At 64.9% G+C, this 17576-nt stretch carries 17 protein-coding genes; 10 read left to right on the plus strand and 7 right to left on the minus strand.

From position 1 onward, the window contains the following. Nucleotides 1–12: 12 nt before the first annotated feature. Nucleotides 13–783: an enoyl-CoA hydratase/isomerase family protein gene (locus AZKH_RS12395; RefSeq protein WP_015436121.1), complete on the minus strand. Its 771-nt coding sequence runs from the start codon at nucleotides 781–783 to the stop codon at nucleotides 13–15. Nucleotides 784–942: 159 nt separating this feature from the next. Between AZKH_RS12395 and AZKH_RS12400 the strand changes: the two genes are divergently transcribed. Further along, complete coding sequence (locus AZKH_RS12400; protein ID WP_015436122.1) at nucleotides 943–1554, plus strand: TetR/AcrR family transcriptional regulator; 612 nt, start codon at nucleotides 943–945, stop codon at nucleotides 1552–1554. 15 nt (nucleotides 1555–1569) lie between these two features. On the opposite strand, the gene AZKH_RS12405 is transcribed toward AZKH_RS12400, so the two are convergent. After that, nucleotides 1570–2364: a methyltransferase domain-containing protein gene (locus tag AZKH_RS12405; protein WP_015436123.1), complete on the minus strand. Its 795-nt coding sequence runs from the start codon at nucleotides 2362–2364 to the stop codon at nucleotides 1570–1572. A gap of 66 nt (nucleotides 2365–2430) precedes the next feature. Further along, nucleotides 2431–3444, minus strand: coding sequence for a biotin synthase BioB (bioB, locus tag AZKH_RS12410; RefSeq protein WP_015436124.1), 1014 nt, complete (start codon nucleotides 3442–3444; stop codon nucleotides 2431–2433). Nucleotides 3445–3906: 462 nt separating this feature from the next. Between bioB and AZKH_RS12415 the strand changes: the two genes are divergently transcribed. From AZKH_RS12415 to AZKH_RS12425, 3 genes are read left to right on the plus strand one after another with little or no spacing between them, the layout of a single operon-like run. After that, nucleotides 3907–6282, plus strand: coding sequence for a 3-hydroxyacyl-CoA dehydrogenase/enoyl-CoA hydratase family protein (locus AZKH_RS12415; RefSeq protein ID WP_015436125.1), 2376 nt, complete (start codon nucleotides 3907–3909; stop codon nucleotides 6280–6282). A gap of 29 nt (nucleotides 6283–6311) precedes the next feature. Continuing rightward, on the plus strand, nucleotides 6312–7505 hold the full coding sequence (locus AZKH_RS12420) for an acetyl-CoA C-acyltransferase (RefSeq protein WP_015436126.1): 1194 nt from the start codon (nucleotides 6312–6314) through the stop codon (nucleotides 7503–7505). 29 nt (nucleotides 7506–7534) lie between these two features. After that, nucleotides 7535–7756: an acyl-CoA dehydrogenase N-terminal domain-containing protein gene (locus AZKH_RS12425; protein ID WP_015436127.1), complete on the plus strand. Its 222-nt coding sequence runs from the start codon at nucleotides 7535–7537 to the stop codon at nucleotides 7754–7756. Nucleotides 7757–8028: 272 nt separating this feature from the next. Here AZKH_RS12425 and AZKH_RS12430 read toward each other — a convergent pair whose 3' ends face one another. Together AZKH_RS12430 and AZKH_RS12435 are read right to left on the minus strand one after the other, a co-directional pair. Beyond that, nucleotides 8029–8406 (minus strand): sulfite dehydrogenase (cytochrome) subunit, encoded by a 378-nt coding sequence (locus AZKH_RS12430; RefSeq protein ID WP_015436128.1) that lies wholly within the window; start codon nucleotides 8404–8406, stop codon nucleotides 8029–8031. A gap of 10 nt (nucleotides 8407–8416) precedes the next feature. Then, complete coding sequence (locus tag AZKH_RS12435) at nucleotides 8417–9646, minus strand: molybdopterin-dependent oxidoreductase (protein ID WP_015436129.1); 1230 nt, start codon at nucleotides 9644–9646, stop codon at nucleotides 8417–8419. Between the two features lie 173 nt (nucleotides 9647–9819). Here AZKH_RS12435 and AZKH_RS26360 point away from each other — a divergent pair, with 173 nt between their 5' ends. The 6 genes from AZKH_RS26360 (at nucleotide 9820) to AZKH_RS12465 (ending at nucleotide 16115) form a co-directional block, all read left to right on the plus strand. Further along, on the plus strand, nucleotides 9820–11460 hold the full coding sequence (locus AZKH_RS26360; RefSeq protein ID WP_015436130.1) for a PAS domain S-box protein: 1641 nt from the start codon (nucleotides 9820–9822) through the stop codon (nucleotides 11458–11460). Continuing rightward, nucleotides 11457–12113 carry a response regulator transcription factor gene (locus AZKH_RS12445; RefSeq protein WP_015436131.1) on the plus strand — a complete coding sequence of 219 codons (657 nt, stop codon included), beginning with the start codon at nucleotides 11457–11459 and terminating at the stop codon, nucleotides 12111–12113. Before AZKH_RS26360 ends, AZKH_RS12445 begins: the two co-directional genes overlap by 4 nt. Nucleotides 12114–12258: 145 nt before the next feature. Further along, a complete protein-coding gene (locus tag AZKH_RS12450; protein ID WP_172642468.1) occupies nucleotides 12259–12891 on the plus strand; it encodes an isochorismatase family protein in 633 nt (210 codons plus the stop codon). Between the two features lie 61 nt (nucleotides 12892–12952). Then, nucleotides 12953–13627 carry a hydrolase gene (locus AZKH_RS12455; RefSeq protein ID WP_015436133.1) on the plus strand — a complete coding sequence of 225 codons (675 nt, stop codon included), beginning with the start codon at nucleotides 12953–12955 and terminating at the stop codon, nucleotides 13625–13627. Between the two features lie 55 nt (nucleotides 13628–13682). After that, a complete protein-coding gene (locus AZKH_RS12460; RefSeq protein WP_015436134.1) occupies nucleotides 13683–14243 on the plus strand; it encodes an antibiotic biosynthesis monooxygenase in 561 nt (186 codons plus the stop codon). A gap of 21 nt (nucleotides 14244–14264) precedes the next feature. Further along, nucleotides 14265–16115 (plus strand): amidohydrolase, encoded by a 1851-nt coding sequence (locus AZKH_RS12465; protein ID WP_015436135.1) that lies wholly within the window; start codon nucleotides 14265–14267, stop codon nucleotides 16113–16115. Nucleotides 16116–16156: 41 nt separating this feature from the next. Here AZKH_RS12465 and AZKH_RS12470 read toward each other — a convergent pair whose 3' ends face one another. After that, nucleotides 16157–16480, minus strand: coding sequence for a GNAT family N-acetyltransferase (locus AZKH_RS12470; protein ID WP_015436136.1), 324 nt, complete (start codon nucleotides 16478–16480; stop codon nucleotides 16157–16159). Between the two features lie 82 nt (nucleotides 16481–16562). Then, on the minus strand, nucleotides 16563–17555 hold the full coding sequence (locus AZKH_RS12475; RefSeq protein WP_015436137.1) for a M14 family metallopeptidase: 993 nt from the start codon (nucleotides 17553–17555) through the stop codon (nucleotides 16563–16565). Nucleotides 17556–17576: the final 21 nt, after the last annotated feature.

The following is a 17576-nucleotide window of genomic DNA, read 5'->3' on the forward strand; positions in this document are numbered from 1 at the left end:
TCCTTCCGGTAATCACTTGAAGTTCGAAAAATCGGCTGGACGCTTCTCGAAGAAGGCGGCGATCGCCTCCTGCAGTTCGCGAGACTCATAGCCCGCCTCGAGCGCCTTGCCCTCCATCACCAGTGCGGTTTCGATGGCAGCGCGATGGCCCGCTTTCAGCAGGCGCTTGCTCTCCCTCATCGAGCGCGGCGGCATGTCCGCGAGGGCTCGCGCCGTCTCGCGCGCCTTGGCCAGTACGTCTTGCGCAGGGGTGATCGCAGTCACGATTCCGGCGCGCAGCGCCAGATCGGCATCGAAGGAGCGCCCGAGCAACACCATCTCGGTGGCCCGGCGTATCCCGGCATAAAGCGGCGCGAGGTAGCTGGAGCCGAACTCCGGCACCAGGCCGAGCCGGACGAAAGGCATCTGGAACGTGGTTCCCTCCGCCGCGTACACGAAGTCGCAATGCAGGAGCAGCGTGGTGCCGCCACCGATCGCGTAGCCATGCACGGCTGCCACGATGGGCTTGTCGAAATCCACCAGCCGCGCTACCAGGCGGGCAAAGCGCGAGCGCAGATAGCCGTCGGGAAGCGGGCCTTCGCGGAAGGCATCGAGGTCGCCACCCGCGCAGAACCCGTCGGCCTCCGAGTACAGCAGCACGGCGCGCACATCGCCATCGGTCTGCGCCTCGTGCAGATGTTCCTCGAGCGCATCGAACCACGCTTCGTTCATCACGTTGCGCCGCCCCGACTCGCCAAGACGCAACTCAAGAATATGGCCCGCCCGTGCCACCCGGATTGTCATTTGATGCTCCTCCAAGGGTTTCCTGTCGCCACATCGGCGTTCATCCAATGTGGTGCCAGTCTAGGGAGCTCAAATTAAAAAAGCAAGCGCTTGGTTTGTTAGCGCAACGGCGATGCGCTATATTCGCGCATTCGCAATTCGACTGAAGGAACGGAAAACATGGCGAGACCGAAACGCGCCGACATCAGCGACGTCAACCGGCGCAACGAACTCATCGCCACGGCGGCGAAGCTATTCAAGGAGAAGGGTTTCCACGCGACGACGACGCGGGATATCGCAAAGGCGTCGAACATGACGGCCGGCAGCCCCTTCTACCACTTCGCAAGCAAGCAGGACCTGCTCTTCGCGGGGGTCGAATCCAGCCTCCTCGACTGCCTTTCCACGCTCGAGGCGGTCGACCCGACGTCGATGCCTCCAATGGATTACTTTCGCACCCTCACCCGCTTGCACCTCGGGCGCCTACTCGACACGGACAGCGGTGTCGTCCCCATGGTGGTCGATGAATGGAGGCATCTGGAGGGCGAGCACCGCGAACAAGTCATCACCATCCGGCGGCGGTTCGAGCGGCTGTGGCGTGGAGCTTTCGAGCGGGTGAAGGAGGCCGGGCTGGTTCCGCGTGCAGACACACGGGCAGTGGCGTACTTCCTGAGCGCCCTTCACGGAGTCGTGAACTGGTACGCGCCAGGTGGGCCCCTGTCGCCCGAGCAGATCGCCGACGACTTGGTCGACTGGCTTACCGGCTTCCCGGAGCGCTCCGCCAAGATTCGTTGAACCGTCGATTCCCGTTCATCCGGGCTTAGCCAGCGCGAACAAGCTCACGTCATAGGTCGCAGGCAACAAGCCATCGGCTCTCCGATGCCTTTCGTAGCGGCCGACAAGCGTGCGCCAGACGCCCTTCCCCAGCAGTTGATGGCGACGCTCCGGACCCACCTGATGAGCGCCGATGGCTTTGATGTCTCTCAGAAGCCCGCCCAGATCAGGAGCGAGGGCGAAGACGGTTTCGACTCCCTGTCCAGCCACCTCCAGCCCTGCACTAGCCGCCCGAGCTGTAAGCTGTTCCAGCGGCTCGAAGTGGATGACGTGCTGCGCGTCGTCGACATGGGAAAAGGCCTCGCTCAATTCCCATAAGGTACGCGGCCCCAAGGTCGCAAGCCAAGCACGCCCTCCCGGCCGCAATACCCGGGCAATCTCCGTGAGGCTGCGTTGCGAGTCACACCATTGCAGCATGAGACTTGACCAGAGCACATCAACCGACCGGGTGGCCAGCGGGAGCTGCTCGGCGTCCGCACATAGCGGAATGCAGCCATCCGCATCGGTTGCCGGCATGCGAAGCAGCATCGCAGGCGCAAAATCCATCGCGATGATTTCGGCATCCGGGAATCGGGCGCCCAAAAGCCCCAACGCGTAGCCCGTACCACAGCCGGCATCGACGACGCGCCGGGCGCTGCGGGTCACGGGATGGCGGTCGGCAAAATCCAACAGGCGTCCACACACCTCGCGCTGAACCACAGCCGCGGCATCATATGTTTCGGCCGCGCGGTCGAAAGCCGCGCGGACACTCTGCTTGTCAGGCTTGGACACCTCCGCCGCTCCTCTCCACGAACGCAACTCCGCTCACTGTTCGCCGACCTTCCCGCGTCGTCCCGCTCAACTGTCCGCAGCTGCCTCCGCCCTGAGCCCCAGGCGCTGGAAGAACTGCCGATCCTCGTCGAAGTCCGGATTGCCGGTCGTAAGCAACTTGTCGCCGTAGAAGATGGAATTCGCGCCGGCCAGGAAACAAAGCGCCTGTACTCCTTCCCCCAGTTCCCGGCGGCCGGCCGATAGGCGTATCCGGGATTTGGGCATCGTGATCCGTGCCGCCGCGACGACTCGCACGAATTCGATCGGATCCAGGGGCGGTGCATCCTCCATCGGCGTGCCAGGGATGGCCACCAGGTTGTTGATGGGCACGGATTCCGGATACGGCTCCAGATTGGCCAGCTCGGCGATGAGGCCGGCCCGCTGCGCACGGCTTTCGCCCATGCCGAGGATGCCGCCGCTACAGACCTTGAGACCGGCCTCGCGCACCGTCGCAAGGGTGTCGAGGCGGTCCTGATAGCTGCGAGTGGTGACGACCTGGCCGTAGTAGCCCGGATCCGTATCCAGGTTGTGGTTGTAGTAATCAAGGCCCGCGTCCTTGAGGACTTGTGCCTGGTGGGGCTTAAGCATCCCTGCTGTGAGGCAACTCTCCATGCCGAGGCCTACGACCGTCTCGACCAGGCGGCCGAGCGCGGGAAGATCCCGGTCCCGCACTTGACGCCAGGCAGCCCCCATGCAAAAGCGCGTGGCCCCCGCCTCCTTGGCGGCGACGGCGGCAGCCCGCACGGCCGCCTCGTCGAGCATCGGCTCGGCCGGAACTCGTCCGTCGTGGTGGGCCGACTGGGAGCAATAGCCGCAGTTCTCGGCGCACCCGCCGGTCTTGATCGACAGCAGCGTGGAAAGCTGGATCTCAGTCGGGTCGAAGTGTTGCCGATGGACCTCCTGGGCGCGGAACAGGAGATCCGGCAGAGGCAGATCCAGTAGGGCGGCCACATCCGTCACCGACCAGCGGGCGGTATGGCAATCGCGCATTTGAGCTGCGGGTTCGCCGCGGCGATGCATGGTGATGGGTTCGGTTTGCATTTGATGGTGTCTCCTCTTGCCTGCTGACGGAAGAATAAGCAGCACGGAGCAACCACGTGCGCCAATGAGGTTGCAGATTCCGCCAGACAGCATTAGCACCCCGCGCCGCCACCTGGACGCAACTCGCCCATCTTCACCCCCATCCGGGGGATAGAAAGCTCCGTATTTGCGCTCGACGATCGGTATCGAAGGATGCCTGTAGTCACAACCTGACGAGCGTACCCCCTCACAAAAGTTGCAAATACTGCCAACTATCCCGCGCGTTTGTCGGTGGACGGGCAAGTCGCCCGACGCCTTTCGCGACGAAGTGGAAGCAGAACCTCGCGAGGAGTGACAGGCCGCCGGTTCCCCCCATTCAGGGGGTAGGCGCACTCCAACGCACGCTCGATGATGGAGACAAGCAGCGCCCACCCCAACGATCGGGCGGCGCGTCTCATGCCCATCATTCAGAAAGGAGATGTGATGAACTCCAACTTCCGTCGCATAGCGGTGCTCGGGGCCGGGGTCATGGGTGCGCAGATTGCTGCGCACCTCGCGAACGCCGACGTTCCAGTGCTCCTGTTCGATCTCCCGGCACCCGAAGGCAATCCGAACGGGATCGTCCTCAAAGCGCTACAGGGCCTGCAGAAGATGGAACCGGCACCATTCGTCACCCGCGACCGGTTGAACTACATCGATGCCGCCAACTACGACCAGCATCTCGACCAGCTTCGGGAGTGCGACCTGATCATCGAAGCCATTGCCGAGAAGCTAGAACTCAAGGAACGCCTTTACCAGCGGATCGCACCCTTCATCTCACCCGACGCAATCTTCGCCACCAACACTTCCGGCTTGCCGCTCGCACAGTTGTCCGCAGTGCTTCCGGAACACCTCCGGAACCGGTTCTGCGGCGTGCACTTCTTCAATCCGCCACGCTACATGCCGCTGGTCGAGTTCATTGCCGGTCCGCAGACGGATGCGGACGTGCTCGACCGACTCGAGCCGTGGCTGGTATCACGCCTCGGCAAAGGCGTCGTCAGGGCCAAGGACACCCCGAACTTTATCGCCAACCGCATTGGCGTGATGTGGATGCTGACCGTCATCCACCACACAGAACGGCTAGGCCTGGATTTCGACGAAGTGGATGCCCTCACGGGGCCGAAGATCGGCCTGCCGAAAAGCGCCACTTATCGCCTGCTGGACGTCGTCGGCCTCGACACGATCGCCAACGTCATCGAAGGAATGCGCCGCAATTTGCCCGACGATCCCTGGGCTCCCCATTTCAGCGTACCGGCCTGGGCTGCCGCGCTGACCGGCCGGAGGCAACTCGGACAGAAGACCGGCGGCGGCATCTACCGGAGAGAGGGGCGCGACACCAAGGTTCTCGATCACGCCACAGGCGACTTCCGCCTCGCAGGCGCCAAGATCGCCCCGGAAGTCGACGGCATCCTGAAGATCGGCGACGCTGCGGCGCGCCTCACGGCCTTGCGCAGCAGCGATCACCCGCAGGCCCAACTCTTGTGGTCCTGCCTGCGCGACATCTTTCATTACTGCGCGGCGACTTTGGCCGAGATCGCCGACTGCGCCCGAGACGTCGACTACGCGATACGCTGGGGCTACGGATGGAAGCAAGGACCGTTCGAAATGTGGCAGGCGGCCGGGTGGCAGACGGTGGCGAGCATGATCCGGGAAGACATCGAGGCGGGCAAGACCATGGCCGCCGCGCCGCTGCCGGCATGGGTAGCGACCCGCAACGGGGTCCATGAGGCAGAGGGATCATGGTCTGCAGCCGCCGGACGGCTCATGCCGCGCTCCTCGCTGCCGGTCTATCGTCGGCAGATCTTCCCCACCCAACTGTTGGGCGAGTCAAGGAACCATGGCGACACGGTATGGGAGAACGAGGCAGTGCGGCTGTGGACGCTGCCCGCCGTTGATCCGCGCATCCTGATCGCGAGTCTGCAAACGAAGTCACATGCGGTGAGCAAGGCGGCGCTTGCCGGCCTCTGCGAGGGCGTGACGCTGGCCGAACGTGACTACGACGGGCTGGTGCTCTGGAACGAACCGCCCTTCGCCGTAGGTGCGAATCTCGTCGAAGTGCTCGCATTGATCGATGACGGCAAATTCGACGAGCTCGAGCGCTTTGTTGCCGACTTCCAGCGGACCGCGGGATTGCTGCGTTACAGCCAAGTACCGACAGTCGCCGCGGTGCAGGCGACGGCCCTCGGCGGGGGATGCGAGTTCCAGATGCAATGCACGCATCGGGTGGTTGCCCTCGAATCGCGCATCGGGCTCGTCGAAGCCGGTGTCGGCCTGATCCCGTCCGGCGGAGGATGCAAGGAGCTCGCCCTGCGCGCCGCTTTCCTGGCTGGCCAACAACAGTACGGCGAACCGAACCCGGCTGTGTATGCAGCCTTCCAGCACGTTTCCACCGGCAAAGCCGCGAAGAATGCGCTGGAGGCCCAAGGCATGGGACTTCTGTCGCCAACCGACACCGTTCTGTTCAACGCGCACGAAGTCCTCTACGTCGCCATTCGCAAGGCGCGAGCGCTGAACGAGTGCGGCTACCGCCCTCCCCTGCGCCCGCGCAGCGTCAAAGTCGCCGGACGCGGCGGCATCGCCACACTCGATCACGGGCTGGTGAACATGCGCGACGGCGGCTTCATCTCTCCACACGATTATCGCGTCGCTCACGCCATCGCCGTCGCCTTGTGCGGAGGCGATATCGAAACCGGCTCACTGGTGGACGAGCAGTGGCTGCTCGACGTCGAGCGTCAGCAATTCATGACCCTTGCCCGGACTCCCGAATCGCGGGCTCGAATCGAACACATGCTCAACAACGGCAAGCCTTTGCGAAACTGATCCGCATAACTGATCCGGAGAATCCTTTCATGAATACTCGATATCAGGACGCCTATCTCGTTGCCGTCGCCCGTACCCCGGTTGCAAAGCGCAACGGCATGTTCCGCCACGTCCGCCCGGACGACATGCTGGCCCACGTGCTCAAAAACGCAGTAGCCCGGGTACCCCACCTCGATCCCCGGGAGATCGCCGACGTCTACGTCGGCTGCGCAATGCCTGAAGGCGAGCAGGGGATGAACGTCGGCCGCGTCGGAGTCCTGCTGGCCGGCCTGCCGGACAGCGTGCCGGCAGTCACGATCAATCGCTTTTGCTCGTCGGGCCTCAACGCCGTCGCCATGGCCGCCGACCGCATCCGTCTCGGCGAAGCCGACGTGACGATCGGCGCCGGCGCCGAGTCCATGTCGGTCATGCCTCAAATGTTCGGCAAGGGACTTTACGCCAACCCAAAATGGATGCTCGACGAAAACATCGGCATCGCGTACGGCATGGGACTCACGGCAGAGCGAGTCGCCGAGCGCTGGAACATTTCGCGCGACGACCAGGATGCGTTCGGCGCGTCGAGTCACGAGAAGGCGTTGGCAGCCATCTCCGGCGGAAGGTTCGACGCCGAGATCGCGCCATACACGGTCACCGCCCAGCTGGTCGGCACATGCGGCTCCGCAAAAACGGTGGAGACGGTGTGCAGCACCGATGAAGGCCCACGCCCCGGCACAACCAGGGAGAGCCTTGGCAAGCTCAGGCCGGTATTTGCCGCAAAAGGTTCGGTGACGGCAGGCAACGCCTCGCAGATGTCCGACGGCGCCGGTGCCGTCGTGCTGATGAGCGAGGCCGCCCTCAAGCGATATAACGTCGAACCGCTGGCACGCTTCGTAAGCTTCGCCGTCGCCGGTGTGCCCCCCGAAGTGATGGGCATCGGCCCGATCGAAGCGATTCCCCGCGCTTTGAAGGCGGCGGGCCTGAAACAGTCCGACATCGACTGGTTCGAGCTCAATGAAGCCTTCGCTTCGCAGGCCCTCGCGGTCATGCGCACGCTCGACATCGACCCCTCCAAGGTTAACCCGCAAGGCGGCGCCATCGCGCTCGGCCACCCTCTCGGCGCAACCGGCGCAATCCGCGTGGCGACCCTGCTCAATGGCCTGCGCCGGGAAAAGAAGAAGTATGGAATGGTCACCATGTGCATCGGGACCGGGATGGGCGCCGCAGGAATCTTCGAGGCGCTCTGACGAATGCTGAACCGACACCAGAAGTCACGATGAGTCACTATGCTGCGCCGATCCAGGCAATGCGCTTCATCATTGAAGATGGCGTCGGCATCGACGGGATTGCCACCCTGCCCGGCTACGAAGATGCAAGCCCGGATGTTGCGGCGGCGATTCTGGAAGAGGCAGGGAAGTTCGCCAGTGAGGTGCTCGCCCCGCTGAACCGGGTGGGCGACAGTATGACCGGCCCAAAATGGCGATGTCGTGCAGCCTAGCAGAGGCGGATCGTCGGCACCTCCACGACGGCGGCGTCGGCGAAACGGTGCGCCGCACCTCCGGTAGTCGAATCTATCTGGGGAATACATACCGGGCCGCAGAAACACACTCAAAAAAGCAGCACCAGGCAGAAGTCGCTTCGGACAAGGCTCCGAGTTCGACTCCCATAGACTTACCCCCAATTTCTGGGCGGTGGCGACTAGCGGGCTCGGGCGGATTAGCGGCGCTGGGGGCTGGTCGGCTGTTCATACCCGCGCCGGCCCACCCCAGTTCAGTTCGCCTGCCGCACCGGGGTGCCCGAAGTTCGAGCGGTCTGCGTTTGCTCCGCCCCATAAGTCTTCACGAGGTAGTCCACGATCTCCGGGATGTCCTCGTCGGCAACCGGCGCGCCGAAGACCTTCTTCATCTTCTTCACCGTGGCATCCCAATAGCCGCGCGGGCTCGACGGCGGCTGGTAGGCGACGTACTGCGCCGAGTGGCAGATCAGGCAGTTTTGCTGCGCCAGCCGATAACCGGACAGATCGCTCTGCTTGTAGGTCGCGGTATCCGGCGGCAGCGCGATTTCGAGGGCGTTGGCGGCGAATGCGGAAAGGCTTGTCGCGAGGACGAGCACCGAGGCGCGGAGCTTCTTGCTCTTGAGTATTTTCATCGCGCTCTCCTCAGGCCACGACAACGCGCGTGGTTTCGACGACGTTGCGCATGTAGCCGGCCGGATTCCACAAGCCGTCCATGGGCTGGCTCTGGCCGATGCGGTTGATCGCACGGACCTTGAGTTCGTAGGTTCCGCGTTTTGCGGGCTTGAACGGCGCCTGCCATTCGCGGAACGAGTACTTTCCGAGGTCCTTGCCCAGGCGCGCTTCGATCCAGCTTTGCCCTCCGTCGGCGGAGAACGCCACGCCGGTGACGCCGTAACCGCCGTCGAAGGCGATGCCCCGCACGACCGTCTCGCGGCCGGCCGGAAGCTTTGCGCCTTCAGCGACGCTGGTGATGAACGAGCGCACATTGAAGCGGCTGATCGGGATCGTCTTCGTCGGCGCGGTGCCCGGCTCGACGCAGGCGCAGGCGTTGTCGGGGATCCGGTAGGCGGCGGACATCCAGAAGCCATCGAAAGGCGTGTCGAGGACGCGGATGTCGGAAAGATGCTTGACCCAGTAGGTGCCGTAATATCCCGGGACGACCAGGCGGAGCGGATAGCCGTTGAGCATCGGCAAGTCCTCTCCGTTCATTGCCCACGCGAGCATCACTTCGCCGTCGAGCGCGTGGTCGATGTGCAGGGCCTTGATGAAGTCCGGCCCGCCTTCCAGCGGCGGTCGATCCAACCCGTCGAAGCTGACCTGCACGGATCCCGCCTGGACCCCTGCTTTTTCGAGCACCTTCTTCAGCGGCACGCCGGTCCAGCGTGCGTTGCCCATCGCGCCGTTGGAGAGCTGTCCGCCGTTGGCGCGCGGGCTGAAGTGGCCGCGACTGTTGCCGGAGCATTGATTGACGGCGACGATTTCCACCGGATCCGCGAGCCGCTTGAGGTCGTCGAGCGACAGTTCCAGCGGCGTGTTCACCTTTCCGTCGACGCGCAGCCGGTAGGTTTGAGGAGCGATGGAGGTCGGGATCGCGCTCCAGTGGTAGCGGACGAAAAATGCATCGTTGGGCGTGATCGGCCCTTCGCTGAAGACCGGGAATGGCGTTTCGAGCTGCGGCGGCCGGCTCGTCAAGACGATCAGCGGCCGCTTTTGCGGAAAGGCGATGAGTTCGCGGCCGCCGTTGTCGAAGGGAAGCTCGACGTGATCTGTCGTGGCGGCGAGTGCGCGGAGCGCGGGATGCGTCAGGGCGGTTCCGGCGCCGATCGCGCCGATTGCCCTGAGCACGCGACGACGTGCGAGGTCCTGTTCCATGCGGGTCTCCTTGTCGGGGGTAACTTTTTTGTAGGTCGTGTGCCCTATGGGCGCAACGCGTAAACAACAGCGGCGGTCGAGGAATATTCCGTGCTTACAATTTCTTTGCCCGGAAGGACGCATGAGCGCGGACTATCATGCGACGGCGTGGCGCGGGAGGATGAGCGGTGACAATGGGTGAAGACGAGCTTCGCCGGATTCTGGAAATTGCGGAAGACGCGATCATCTCGGTCGACTCCGCGGAGCGGATCGTGCTGTTCAACCGGGGCGCCGAAGCGGTGTTCGGATATTCGCGCGACGAGCTCATCGGGCAGCCGCTGAACACGCTCATCCCGCAACGGTTTTCCGGCGCGCATTCGAAACATCTGCAGGACTTCGCGCGCTCGCCCGACGTTGCGCGCGCGATGGGGCAACGTAGCGCTGTCGTCGGCCGCCGCAAGGACGGGAGCGAGTTTCCTGCCGAGGCCTCGATTTCCAAGCTGGCGATCGACGGCAAGCAGATCTTCACGGTCATCCTGCGCGACGTCACCGAGCGGCACCAGGCAGCCGAGGCCTTGCGGGCGTCGGAGCATCTCGCGCGCGGGCAGCTGGATGCGCTGATGCACACGCTCGATGCGTTTGCTCGCGAGTCCGATCCGGACCGGCTGCTCGAGCATGTACTTCGCACCATCATCCAGGTATCGGATGCGCACAGCGTGTGCGTCTGGGATCGGTGCGAGGATGGGGGATCGCTCGATCTGCGGGCCGCGATTGCGTCGGGCGACACACAGCTCAGTCGCGACACGAATCATCCGGCGCAAAGGCTTCCGGCCGTGCTGGCGCGCTATCCGGCGTGGACCGAGCTCCTGCGTACAGGCGAGCACGGCTTGCTCGACGACCTCGACGAGCCATCTGCACGGATGTACGTCGGATGTGGCGCAGAGGCGGTTTGGAACCGCGTGCTCGACGACGGGGACGGCGATCCGGCGGTGCTTTCCCTGAAGGAGCGCTTGCGTGCGCTGGAGCTGCGCGCGGTTCTCTTCATGCCGATGACCGTCGCCGGCCGCGTCGCGGGGGTGATCGGCGTGTGCTTCACGCGTAAGCCTTCCCTCCTCCGCGACGACGTGGAATTGACACGCGCGCTCGCTCACCAGACGATGCTGGCGATCCACCTGCTGCGACTGTCGCAGCAAAGCCGCCAGGTGGCGGTGGCTGCCGAACGGAACCGCATGGCGCGCGACATCCACGACACCCTGGCGCAAGGCTTTACCGGCGTGATCGTGCAACTCGAGGCCGCCGCCGACGCGCGGGCGCGCGGCCTCGCGCAGGAGTCCGAGGCGCACCTCGCGCGTGCCGGCAACCTCGCCCGCGAAAGCCTGCAGGAGGCGCGGCGCTCCGTGCATGCCTTGCGTCCGCGCAGGCTCGAAACGGGCGACCTGTGCGAAGCCTTGCGGCGCCTGATGAGCGAGGTGACGGCCGGCACTTCGATCGTCGCGGAGCTGACACTCGAAGGCGAATCGCGCCCCATCCCGCCCGCATGGGAGGAGAACGTCCTGCGCATCGGGCAGGAGGCGCTGACGAACGCGCTGCGGCACGGGCATGCGAAGCACGTCGCGGTGCGGATTTCCTTTTCCGACCGCGAACTGAGGCTGCATGTGCGCGACGACGGGAGCGGATTCGATCCGGATCGCGTTCGCGACGGCTTCGGGCTGCTGGGAATCCGCGAGCGGGTCAAGGAGATGGGGGGCGAAGTGAGGGTGGATAGCACCTTGGGCGCGGGCACCGAAATCACGGTCGTCCTGCCCATCGCGAATGTGATGGCAAGTGGAGCATGAGCATGGTTTCGAGCGGACCGGCGGACAGGGGCGCCGACAAGATCCGGGTACTGGTCGCGGACGACCACATCACGGTGCTGGAAGGACTAGCCGCGATCATCGGACGGCAGCCCGACATGGCCGTCGTCGGCGAGGCGGCGAACGGGCGTGAAGCGGTCGAACAGTGGCTCGCCCTGCGTCCCGACGTCGCGATGCTGGACATGCGAATGCCGGTGCTGGACGGGGTGGGGGCACTCGAGGAAATCCGCCGGCACGACGCCGCGGCGCGCGTCATCATGCTGACCACCTTCGACACGGACACCGATATCGCCAGCGCGATCAAGGCCGGGGCCAAAGGCTATCTGCTGAAAGACGCCCCACGCGACGACCTGCTGGCGGCGATCCGCTGCGTGCACGCGGGCGAGACGTCGATCACCGCGTCCCTCCTGACCAAGCTCGCGAACGGTATCAGCAGCGAAACGCTCACCGGGCGGGAGCTCGACGTGCTGGCGCTCCTCGCCCAGGGCAAGAGCAACCGGGAAATCGGCGCCAATCTCTTCATCAGCGAAACAACGGTCAAGTCCCATCTGCGCAGCATCTTCACCAAGCTGAACGTGCTGAGCCGCACCGAAGCCGTCACGGTCGCGAACCGCCGCGGCCTGGTTCATCTGTAACCCCCCTCCTCCTCCTTCTCCTCCGAAAGGAGGAGACCAGCCTCCTCCATTCCCGCGACCGCAAATTCGCCGGGATGGTCAATGGTGCTCGCATTCGCGACGGACCATCCTATGCACGTCAATCGCATGCAAAGGGATGGCCGTCATGAGCATGAGTTCGACCGACAAGGGCTTGCTGACGCCCGACAACTGCGCCGTCGTCTTCATTGACCTGCAGCCGCAGATGCTCGGCGGCGTGCTCAGCAGCGGCAGCGGCGAGTTGCTCGACAACGCCGTGCTGCTGGCCAAGGCCGCGAAGGCTTTCCGGGTGCCGGTCATCCTGACGACGGTCGACTTCCCCGGATTCGGCGGAGATCTCGTGCCGGAGCTGGTCGAGCTCTTCCCCGGGCAGGAACGCATCGCCCGCACCAGCATGAACGCGTGGGACGACCCTCGCTTCGTCGCAGCCGTCAGGCGCTGCGGTTGCCGGAACTTCGTCGTCGCCGGCCTCTGGAGCGAAACGGCACTCGTGTTCGCGGTGCTGCAGATGCTGGAAGAAGGCTTTGGCATGTACGTCGTCGAGGATGCGTCGGGCGGGACGAGCCGCTGTGCGCACGACGCCGCGATCCGCCGCGCCGAACAAGCGGGCGCGGTGTCGCTGACCGCCTTGCAGTTCCTGCTCGAACTGCAGCGCGACTGGTCGCGACAGGCGCACCGCGCCGAAGCGATGGCGATTGTGAAGGAGCACCGCCCTGCCCTTATAGATCATTGCAGCAAAGACCCAGGCTCATTGTCCTGAGCAGCGATGAGGATCGGTCGCAGGAGCGACCCGATGCCGATCAACCCGACGGAGAAATCGCATGACCCCGTACCAGAAGCTCTACACCCCTGAAGACGCGGCAATCGTGTTCATCGACCACCAGCCGCAGATGCTGTTCGGCGTCTCCAATATCGACCGCGCCACGCTGATCAACAACGTCACCCTGCTCGCCAAGGTCGCCAAGGAATTCAACGTGCCGACGGTCCTGACAGCCGTCGAAACAGAGTCTTTCAGCGGCTACATCTGGCCGCAACTGCTCGACGTGTTCCCTGGCCAGCCCGTGGTCGAGCGCACCTCGATGAACTCGTGGGACGACAGCGGCTTCCGCCAGGCCATCGAGGCCACCGGCCGCAAGAACATCATCATGACCGGTCTGTGGACGGAAGTCTGCGTCACCTGGCCGACGATCGAGATGCTCGGCGCGGGCTACAACATCTACGTCGTCGAGGATTGCTGCGGGGCGACCTCGCAAGCCGCGCACGACGCCGCACTGTCGCGCATGGTCCAGGCCGGCGCGGTGCGCCTGACCACGATCCCGGCGCTGCTCGAATTCCAGCGCGACTGGAAGAACCGCGAGCATTACGACGCGCTGATGGGCATCCTCAAGCAGCAGGCCGGTGCTTACGGTGTCGGTGTCGAGTACGCCTACACGATGGTGCATAAGGCTCCGCAGTCGGCCAAGACGCCGCAGGTGGTTCCGCACAAGGAACACTGAGCAATCCGCGGCAGGGGCCTGCGGGCCCCTTTCATTGAGTCCCCCGGAACCGACCATGTCCATACACGTCGCAATTACCCGCCGCGTACGCGCCGGCTGCGAGGCCGAATTCCAGCAGGCGCTGCGCGAATTTTTTCAGACTTCATTCGGGCACAGCGGCGTGATGGGCGCGAGCCTGCTCGTGCCGCCGCCGGGCTCGGACGCGCGCGAATACGGCATCCTGCGCACCTTCCGCAACGAAGAGGAGCGGGATGCCTTCTACGAGTCACCGATGTTCAAGACCTGGGACGAGCGGGCGAAGACGATGACCGAAGGCGAGCCGGTCTATCGCCGCCTCGACGGGCTCGAAGCTTGGTTCCGCTCGCCGGGCCCTCCGCCTCCGCGATGGAAAATGGCCCTGCTCACCTGGCTCGCCGTCTGGCCGGTGAGCATGATCGTGTCGGCGCTGTTCGCCCCGCTGTTCGGCCAGCTCGTACCGAAATTCATCTTCGCCGGCGTGGTTGCCGGCGGAATCGTCATCGTACTGACCTGGGCCGCGATGCCCCTGCTGGTCAGGATCGCCCGTCCGTGGCTACACGGCCCAAGCCCGCAGTCCGACAAGCCGGGCGATCGATAAACGCAATACGGGAGATGCCACATGTCGGCAGACTTGATCCTGCATAACGGACGTATCCATACGGTCGATCGCGACAAACCTGCCGCAAGCGCGGTCGCGATCAAGGACGGGAAATTCCTCGCGGTGGGCGACGACGCGACCGTGATGGCCAAGCGCGGCACGACGACGCAGGTGATCGACCTGCACGGTCGGCGCGTGATCCCCGGCCTCAACGACTCCCACCTGCACCTGATCCGCGGCGGCCTCAACTACAACCTGGAGCTGCGCTGGGAAGGCGTGCCCTCCCTCGCCGACGCGCTGCGGATGCTGCGCGAGCAGGCGGCCCGCACACCCAGCCCGCAATGGGTCCGCGTCGTCGGGGGCTGGACCGAGTTCCAGTTCGCCGAAAGGCGGATGCCGACGCTGGACGAGATCAACGCCGTCGCGCCGGATACTCCGGTCTTCGTCCTGCACCTCTACGATCGCGCACTGCTCAATCGCGCCGCGCTGCGAGCCGTGGGCTACGGCAGGGACACGCCGGCGCCGCCGGGATGCGAAATCCAGCGCGATTCCTCCGGCGAACCGACCGGCATGCTGATCGCCCGCCCGAACGCGCTGATCCTGTATGCGACGCTCGCCAAGGGCCCGAAGCTGCCGTTCGAGCACCAGGTGAACTCCACCCGCCTCTTCATGCGCGAACTGAACCGCTTGGGGGTGACGAGCGCGATCGATGCGGGCGGCGGGTTCCAGAACTATCCGGACGACTATCGCGTCATCGATGAGCTCGCACGCGAGCAGAAGCTCACGGTGCGCATCTCCTACAACCTCTTCACGCAACGGCCGAAGGAGGAGTTGGCGGATTTCCAGAACTGGACGAGTACGGTCACGCTTCGTCAGGGCGACGACTTCTACCGGCACAACGGCGCCGGGGAGATGCTGACCTTCTCGGCGGCGGATTTCGAGGACTTCCTGGAACCACGGCCGGACCTCGCGCCGACGATGGAAGCGGACCTCGAGAAGGTCGTGCGCCATCTCGTCGAGCACCGCTGGCCGTTCCGCCTGCATGCGACCTATGACGAATCGATCGGCCGCATGCTGGACGTCTTCGAGAAGGTCAATCGCGACATTCCCTTCGCCGGACTGCCGTGGTTCTTCGACCACGCCGAGACCATCTCGGCGCCGAACATCGAGCGGGTGAGAGCGCTCGGCGGCGGCATCGCGATCCAGCATCGCATGGCTTTCCAGGGCGAGTACTTCGTCGATCGCTATGGTGCGGAAGCCGCACGTCACACGCCGCCGATCCGGCGCATGCTGGACGCAGGCATTCCCGTCGGGGCCGGCACCGACGCCACGCGCGTCGCGAGCTACAACCCGTGGACGGCGCTCTATTGGCTCGTGGCCGGACGCACCGTCGGCGGGCTCGAGCTCTACGGTGACGAAAATCGGCTGTCGCGCGAGACGGCGCTCGAATTGTGGACCGCCGGCAGCGCCTGGTTCTCGTCCGACCACGGCATCAAGGGCGCGATCAGGAACGGTCAGCTGGCCGACCTCGCGGTGCTTTCCGACGACTTCTTCAGCGTGCCCGAGGAAGCAATCAAGAGCATCGAATCCGTGCTGACGGTGGTCGGCGGCAAGGTCGTCTGGGGCAGTGGAGAATTCGCCCCGCTCGCCCCTCCCCCGCTGCCCGTGTTGCCCGACTGGTCCCCCGTCGCGCGCGTGCCTGGGCACTATCGGCCTGCGCCTCCTGCGGCTCAACGCGCCGAACTCCACCAGTGCGCCGGGGCTTGCACGGTGCATGGTCATCGGCACGATCAGGCGCGCAAGTCGAACGTCCCGGTGTCCGACTTTGTGGGGTTCTGGGGTGCGCTCGGCTGCTCCTGCTGGGCGATCTGAGGCGGGCCGATTAAGCGGCAGCGGCCAGCGTCGTCACGGCATCAGATCCTGACGACGTCGGCCCATTCGGGATGGCGTTCCCGCTGTGCACGCACGAAGGGACACAGCGCAAGGATCTTGTAGCCGCCCCGCCGCGCGTCCTCGACGAGGCGTGCGGCAAGCTTTCCGCCGACGCCCATGCCGCGCATCGCGTCCGGCACTGCCGTGTGATCGGCGATCAGCAGCTCGGTGCCCGCCTTGCTGAAGGTCAGCTCGGCCTCCTCGCCCACCCCTGGAACCCGCGCGACGTAACGTCCCTTCGACTCCGTGTCCTCGCGCTCGATTGTCACTTCTCCTTGCAGGCGCGGCGCTTCCGGTTTGTCCATGATTTCTCTCCTGTCGCTATCAATCAGATGTAGCCCAGAAGCGGGTCGCTTGCATCCTTGCGACTGGACATATGGGCCGTTCTTACAGATCGAGCAATTCGCCGAGGCGGACTACCGTAACACCCGGACGCAACTGGCGCAGTGATGGCATGACCAGCACGCAGTTCCGATAAGGCGTACGGATCGGCTCGCCCTCGCGCCACGCGATGATCGTACCCGCCTCCGGAAAGGTTTCGAGCCCGTTGTAGTTGCCGGCGAAGCGGAAGTCGAAACTGGAGGCGACCACAGGCTCTGTCACCCTCACGACCTTCTGTGCTGGCTCAGGCTGGCTCAGCCAGCCGGGCGGGAGTTCGGTCGACTCGACGATGCCATGCAGGACTAGAAAACCTGCCGTCACCTCGCGGCCGACCTCCGCCGCACCCGCCTCCCAGTGTTGCCCGCACTCGATGAGCAGTGCGTTCTTGGGGCTCGCCGGATCGCCGAAGGCGGCGTAGTCGCGCATGCGGCGGCCTTCCGGATGCCCCTCGTCGCAGACCACCCATGCCGGCGTGCCCAGGGCACGCGCAAGCGCGAGCCCCTTCTCGAGGGGGCCGCATACCGACAGCGGCGCGCTGCGCTCGTGCATTGAGTGCAGGTCGAGCAGGAAGTCGACCTGGTCGATGACCGGGCGCATCTCGCGCGCACGACGCAGCTCGACCGAGTCGCGCGAGCGGTCGTCCAGGATGGCCGGAGTCCACACCCGGTTGAAATCCTGATCGACGAATCGGGAGGCGTCCGGATTGGCCGGGTCGAAGCGCTCGTAGGCGGCAACGTTGGCGAAGGCCAGGGTCAGCCGCCCCCTGCGCGGCCGGATGCCCACGTCGAGAAGTTCCTTGACCACGATCGCCCCGCACACCTCGTTGCCGTGGGTGAGCGCGTTGACCATCACGTGGGGGCCGGGGACACCGCTGTCGAAGGTGTACACATAGGGAATGCCCGTGTTGCCCTCGGCAAAGGGACGGATGTCCGGGAACTCGAGCTCGATCGGATAAGGGGCATCCGGGCCCGTCTGGGGACTGGGGGTTGAGGTCTGCATTGTTGTTCTCCGTCGGGTCGG

The organism is Azoarcus sp. KH32C (genome assembly GCF_000349945.1).
GTDB lineage: Bacteria > Pseudomonadota > Gammaproteobacteria > Burkholderiales > Rhodocyclaceae > Aromatoleum.

Coding starts and splice junctions, on each gene's coding strand:
- AZKH_RS12395 (WP_015436121.1), bottom strand. CDS start 783: ATGACAATCCGGGTGGCACGGGCGGGCCATATTCTTGAGTTGCGTCTT.
- AZKH_RS12400 (WP_015436122.1), top strand. CDS start 943: ATGGCGAGACCGAAACGCGCCGACATCAGCGACGTCAACCGGCGCAAC.
- bioB (WP_015436124.1), bottom strand. CDS start 3,444: ATGCAAACCGAACCCATCACCATGCATCGCCGCGGCGAACCCGCAGCT.
- AZKH_RS12415 (WP_015436125.1), top strand. CDS start 3,907: ATGAACTCCAACTTCCGTCGCATAGCGGTGCTCGGGGCCGGGGTCATG.
- AZKH_RS12420 (WP_015436126.1), top strand. CDS start 6,312: ATGAATACTCGATATCAGGACGCCTATCTCGTTGCCGTCGCCCGTACC.
- AZKH_RS12425 (WP_015436127.1), top strand. CDS start 7,535: ATGAGTCACTATGCTGCGCCGATCCAGGCAATGCGCTTCATCATTGAA.
- AZKH_RS12430 (WP_015436128.1), bottom strand. CDS start 8,406: ATGAAAATACTCAAGAGCAAGAAGCTCCGCGCCTCGGTGCTCGTCCTC.
- AZKH_RS12435 (WP_015436129.1), bottom strand. CDS start 9,646: ATGGAACAGGACCTCGCACGTCGTCGCGTGCTCAGGGCAATCGGCGCG.
- AZKH_RS26360 (WP_015436130.1), top strand. CDS start 9,820: ATGGGTGAAGACGAGCTTCGCCGGATTCTGGAAATTGCGGAAGACGCG.
- AZKH_RS12445 (WP_015436131.1), top strand. CDS start 11,457: ATGAGCATGGTTTCGAGCGGACCGGCGGACAGGGGCGCCGACAAGATC.
- AZKH_RS12450 (WP_172642468.1), top strand. CDS start 12,259: ATGAGCATGAGTTCGACCGACAAGGGCTTGCTGACGCCCGACAACTGC.
- AZKH_RS12455 (WP_015436133.1), top strand. CDS start 12,953: ATGACCCCGTACCAGAAGCTCTACACCCCTGAAGACGCGGCAATCGTG.
- AZKH_RS12460 (WP_015436134.1), top strand. CDS start 13,683: ATGTCCATACACGTCGCAATTACCCGCCGCGTACGCGCCGGCTGCGAG.
- AZKH_RS12465 (WP_015436135.1), top strand. CDS start 14,265: ATGTCGGCAGACTTGATCCTGCATAACGGACGTATCCATACGGTCGAT.
- AZKH_RS12470 (WP_015436136.1), bottom strand. CDS start 16,480: ATGGACAAACCGGAAGCGCCGCGCCTGCAAGGAGAAGTGACAATCGAG.
- AZKH_RS12475 (WP_015436137.1), bottom strand. CDS start 17,555: ATGCAGACCTCAACCCCCAGTCCCCAGACGGGCCCGGATGCCCCTTAT.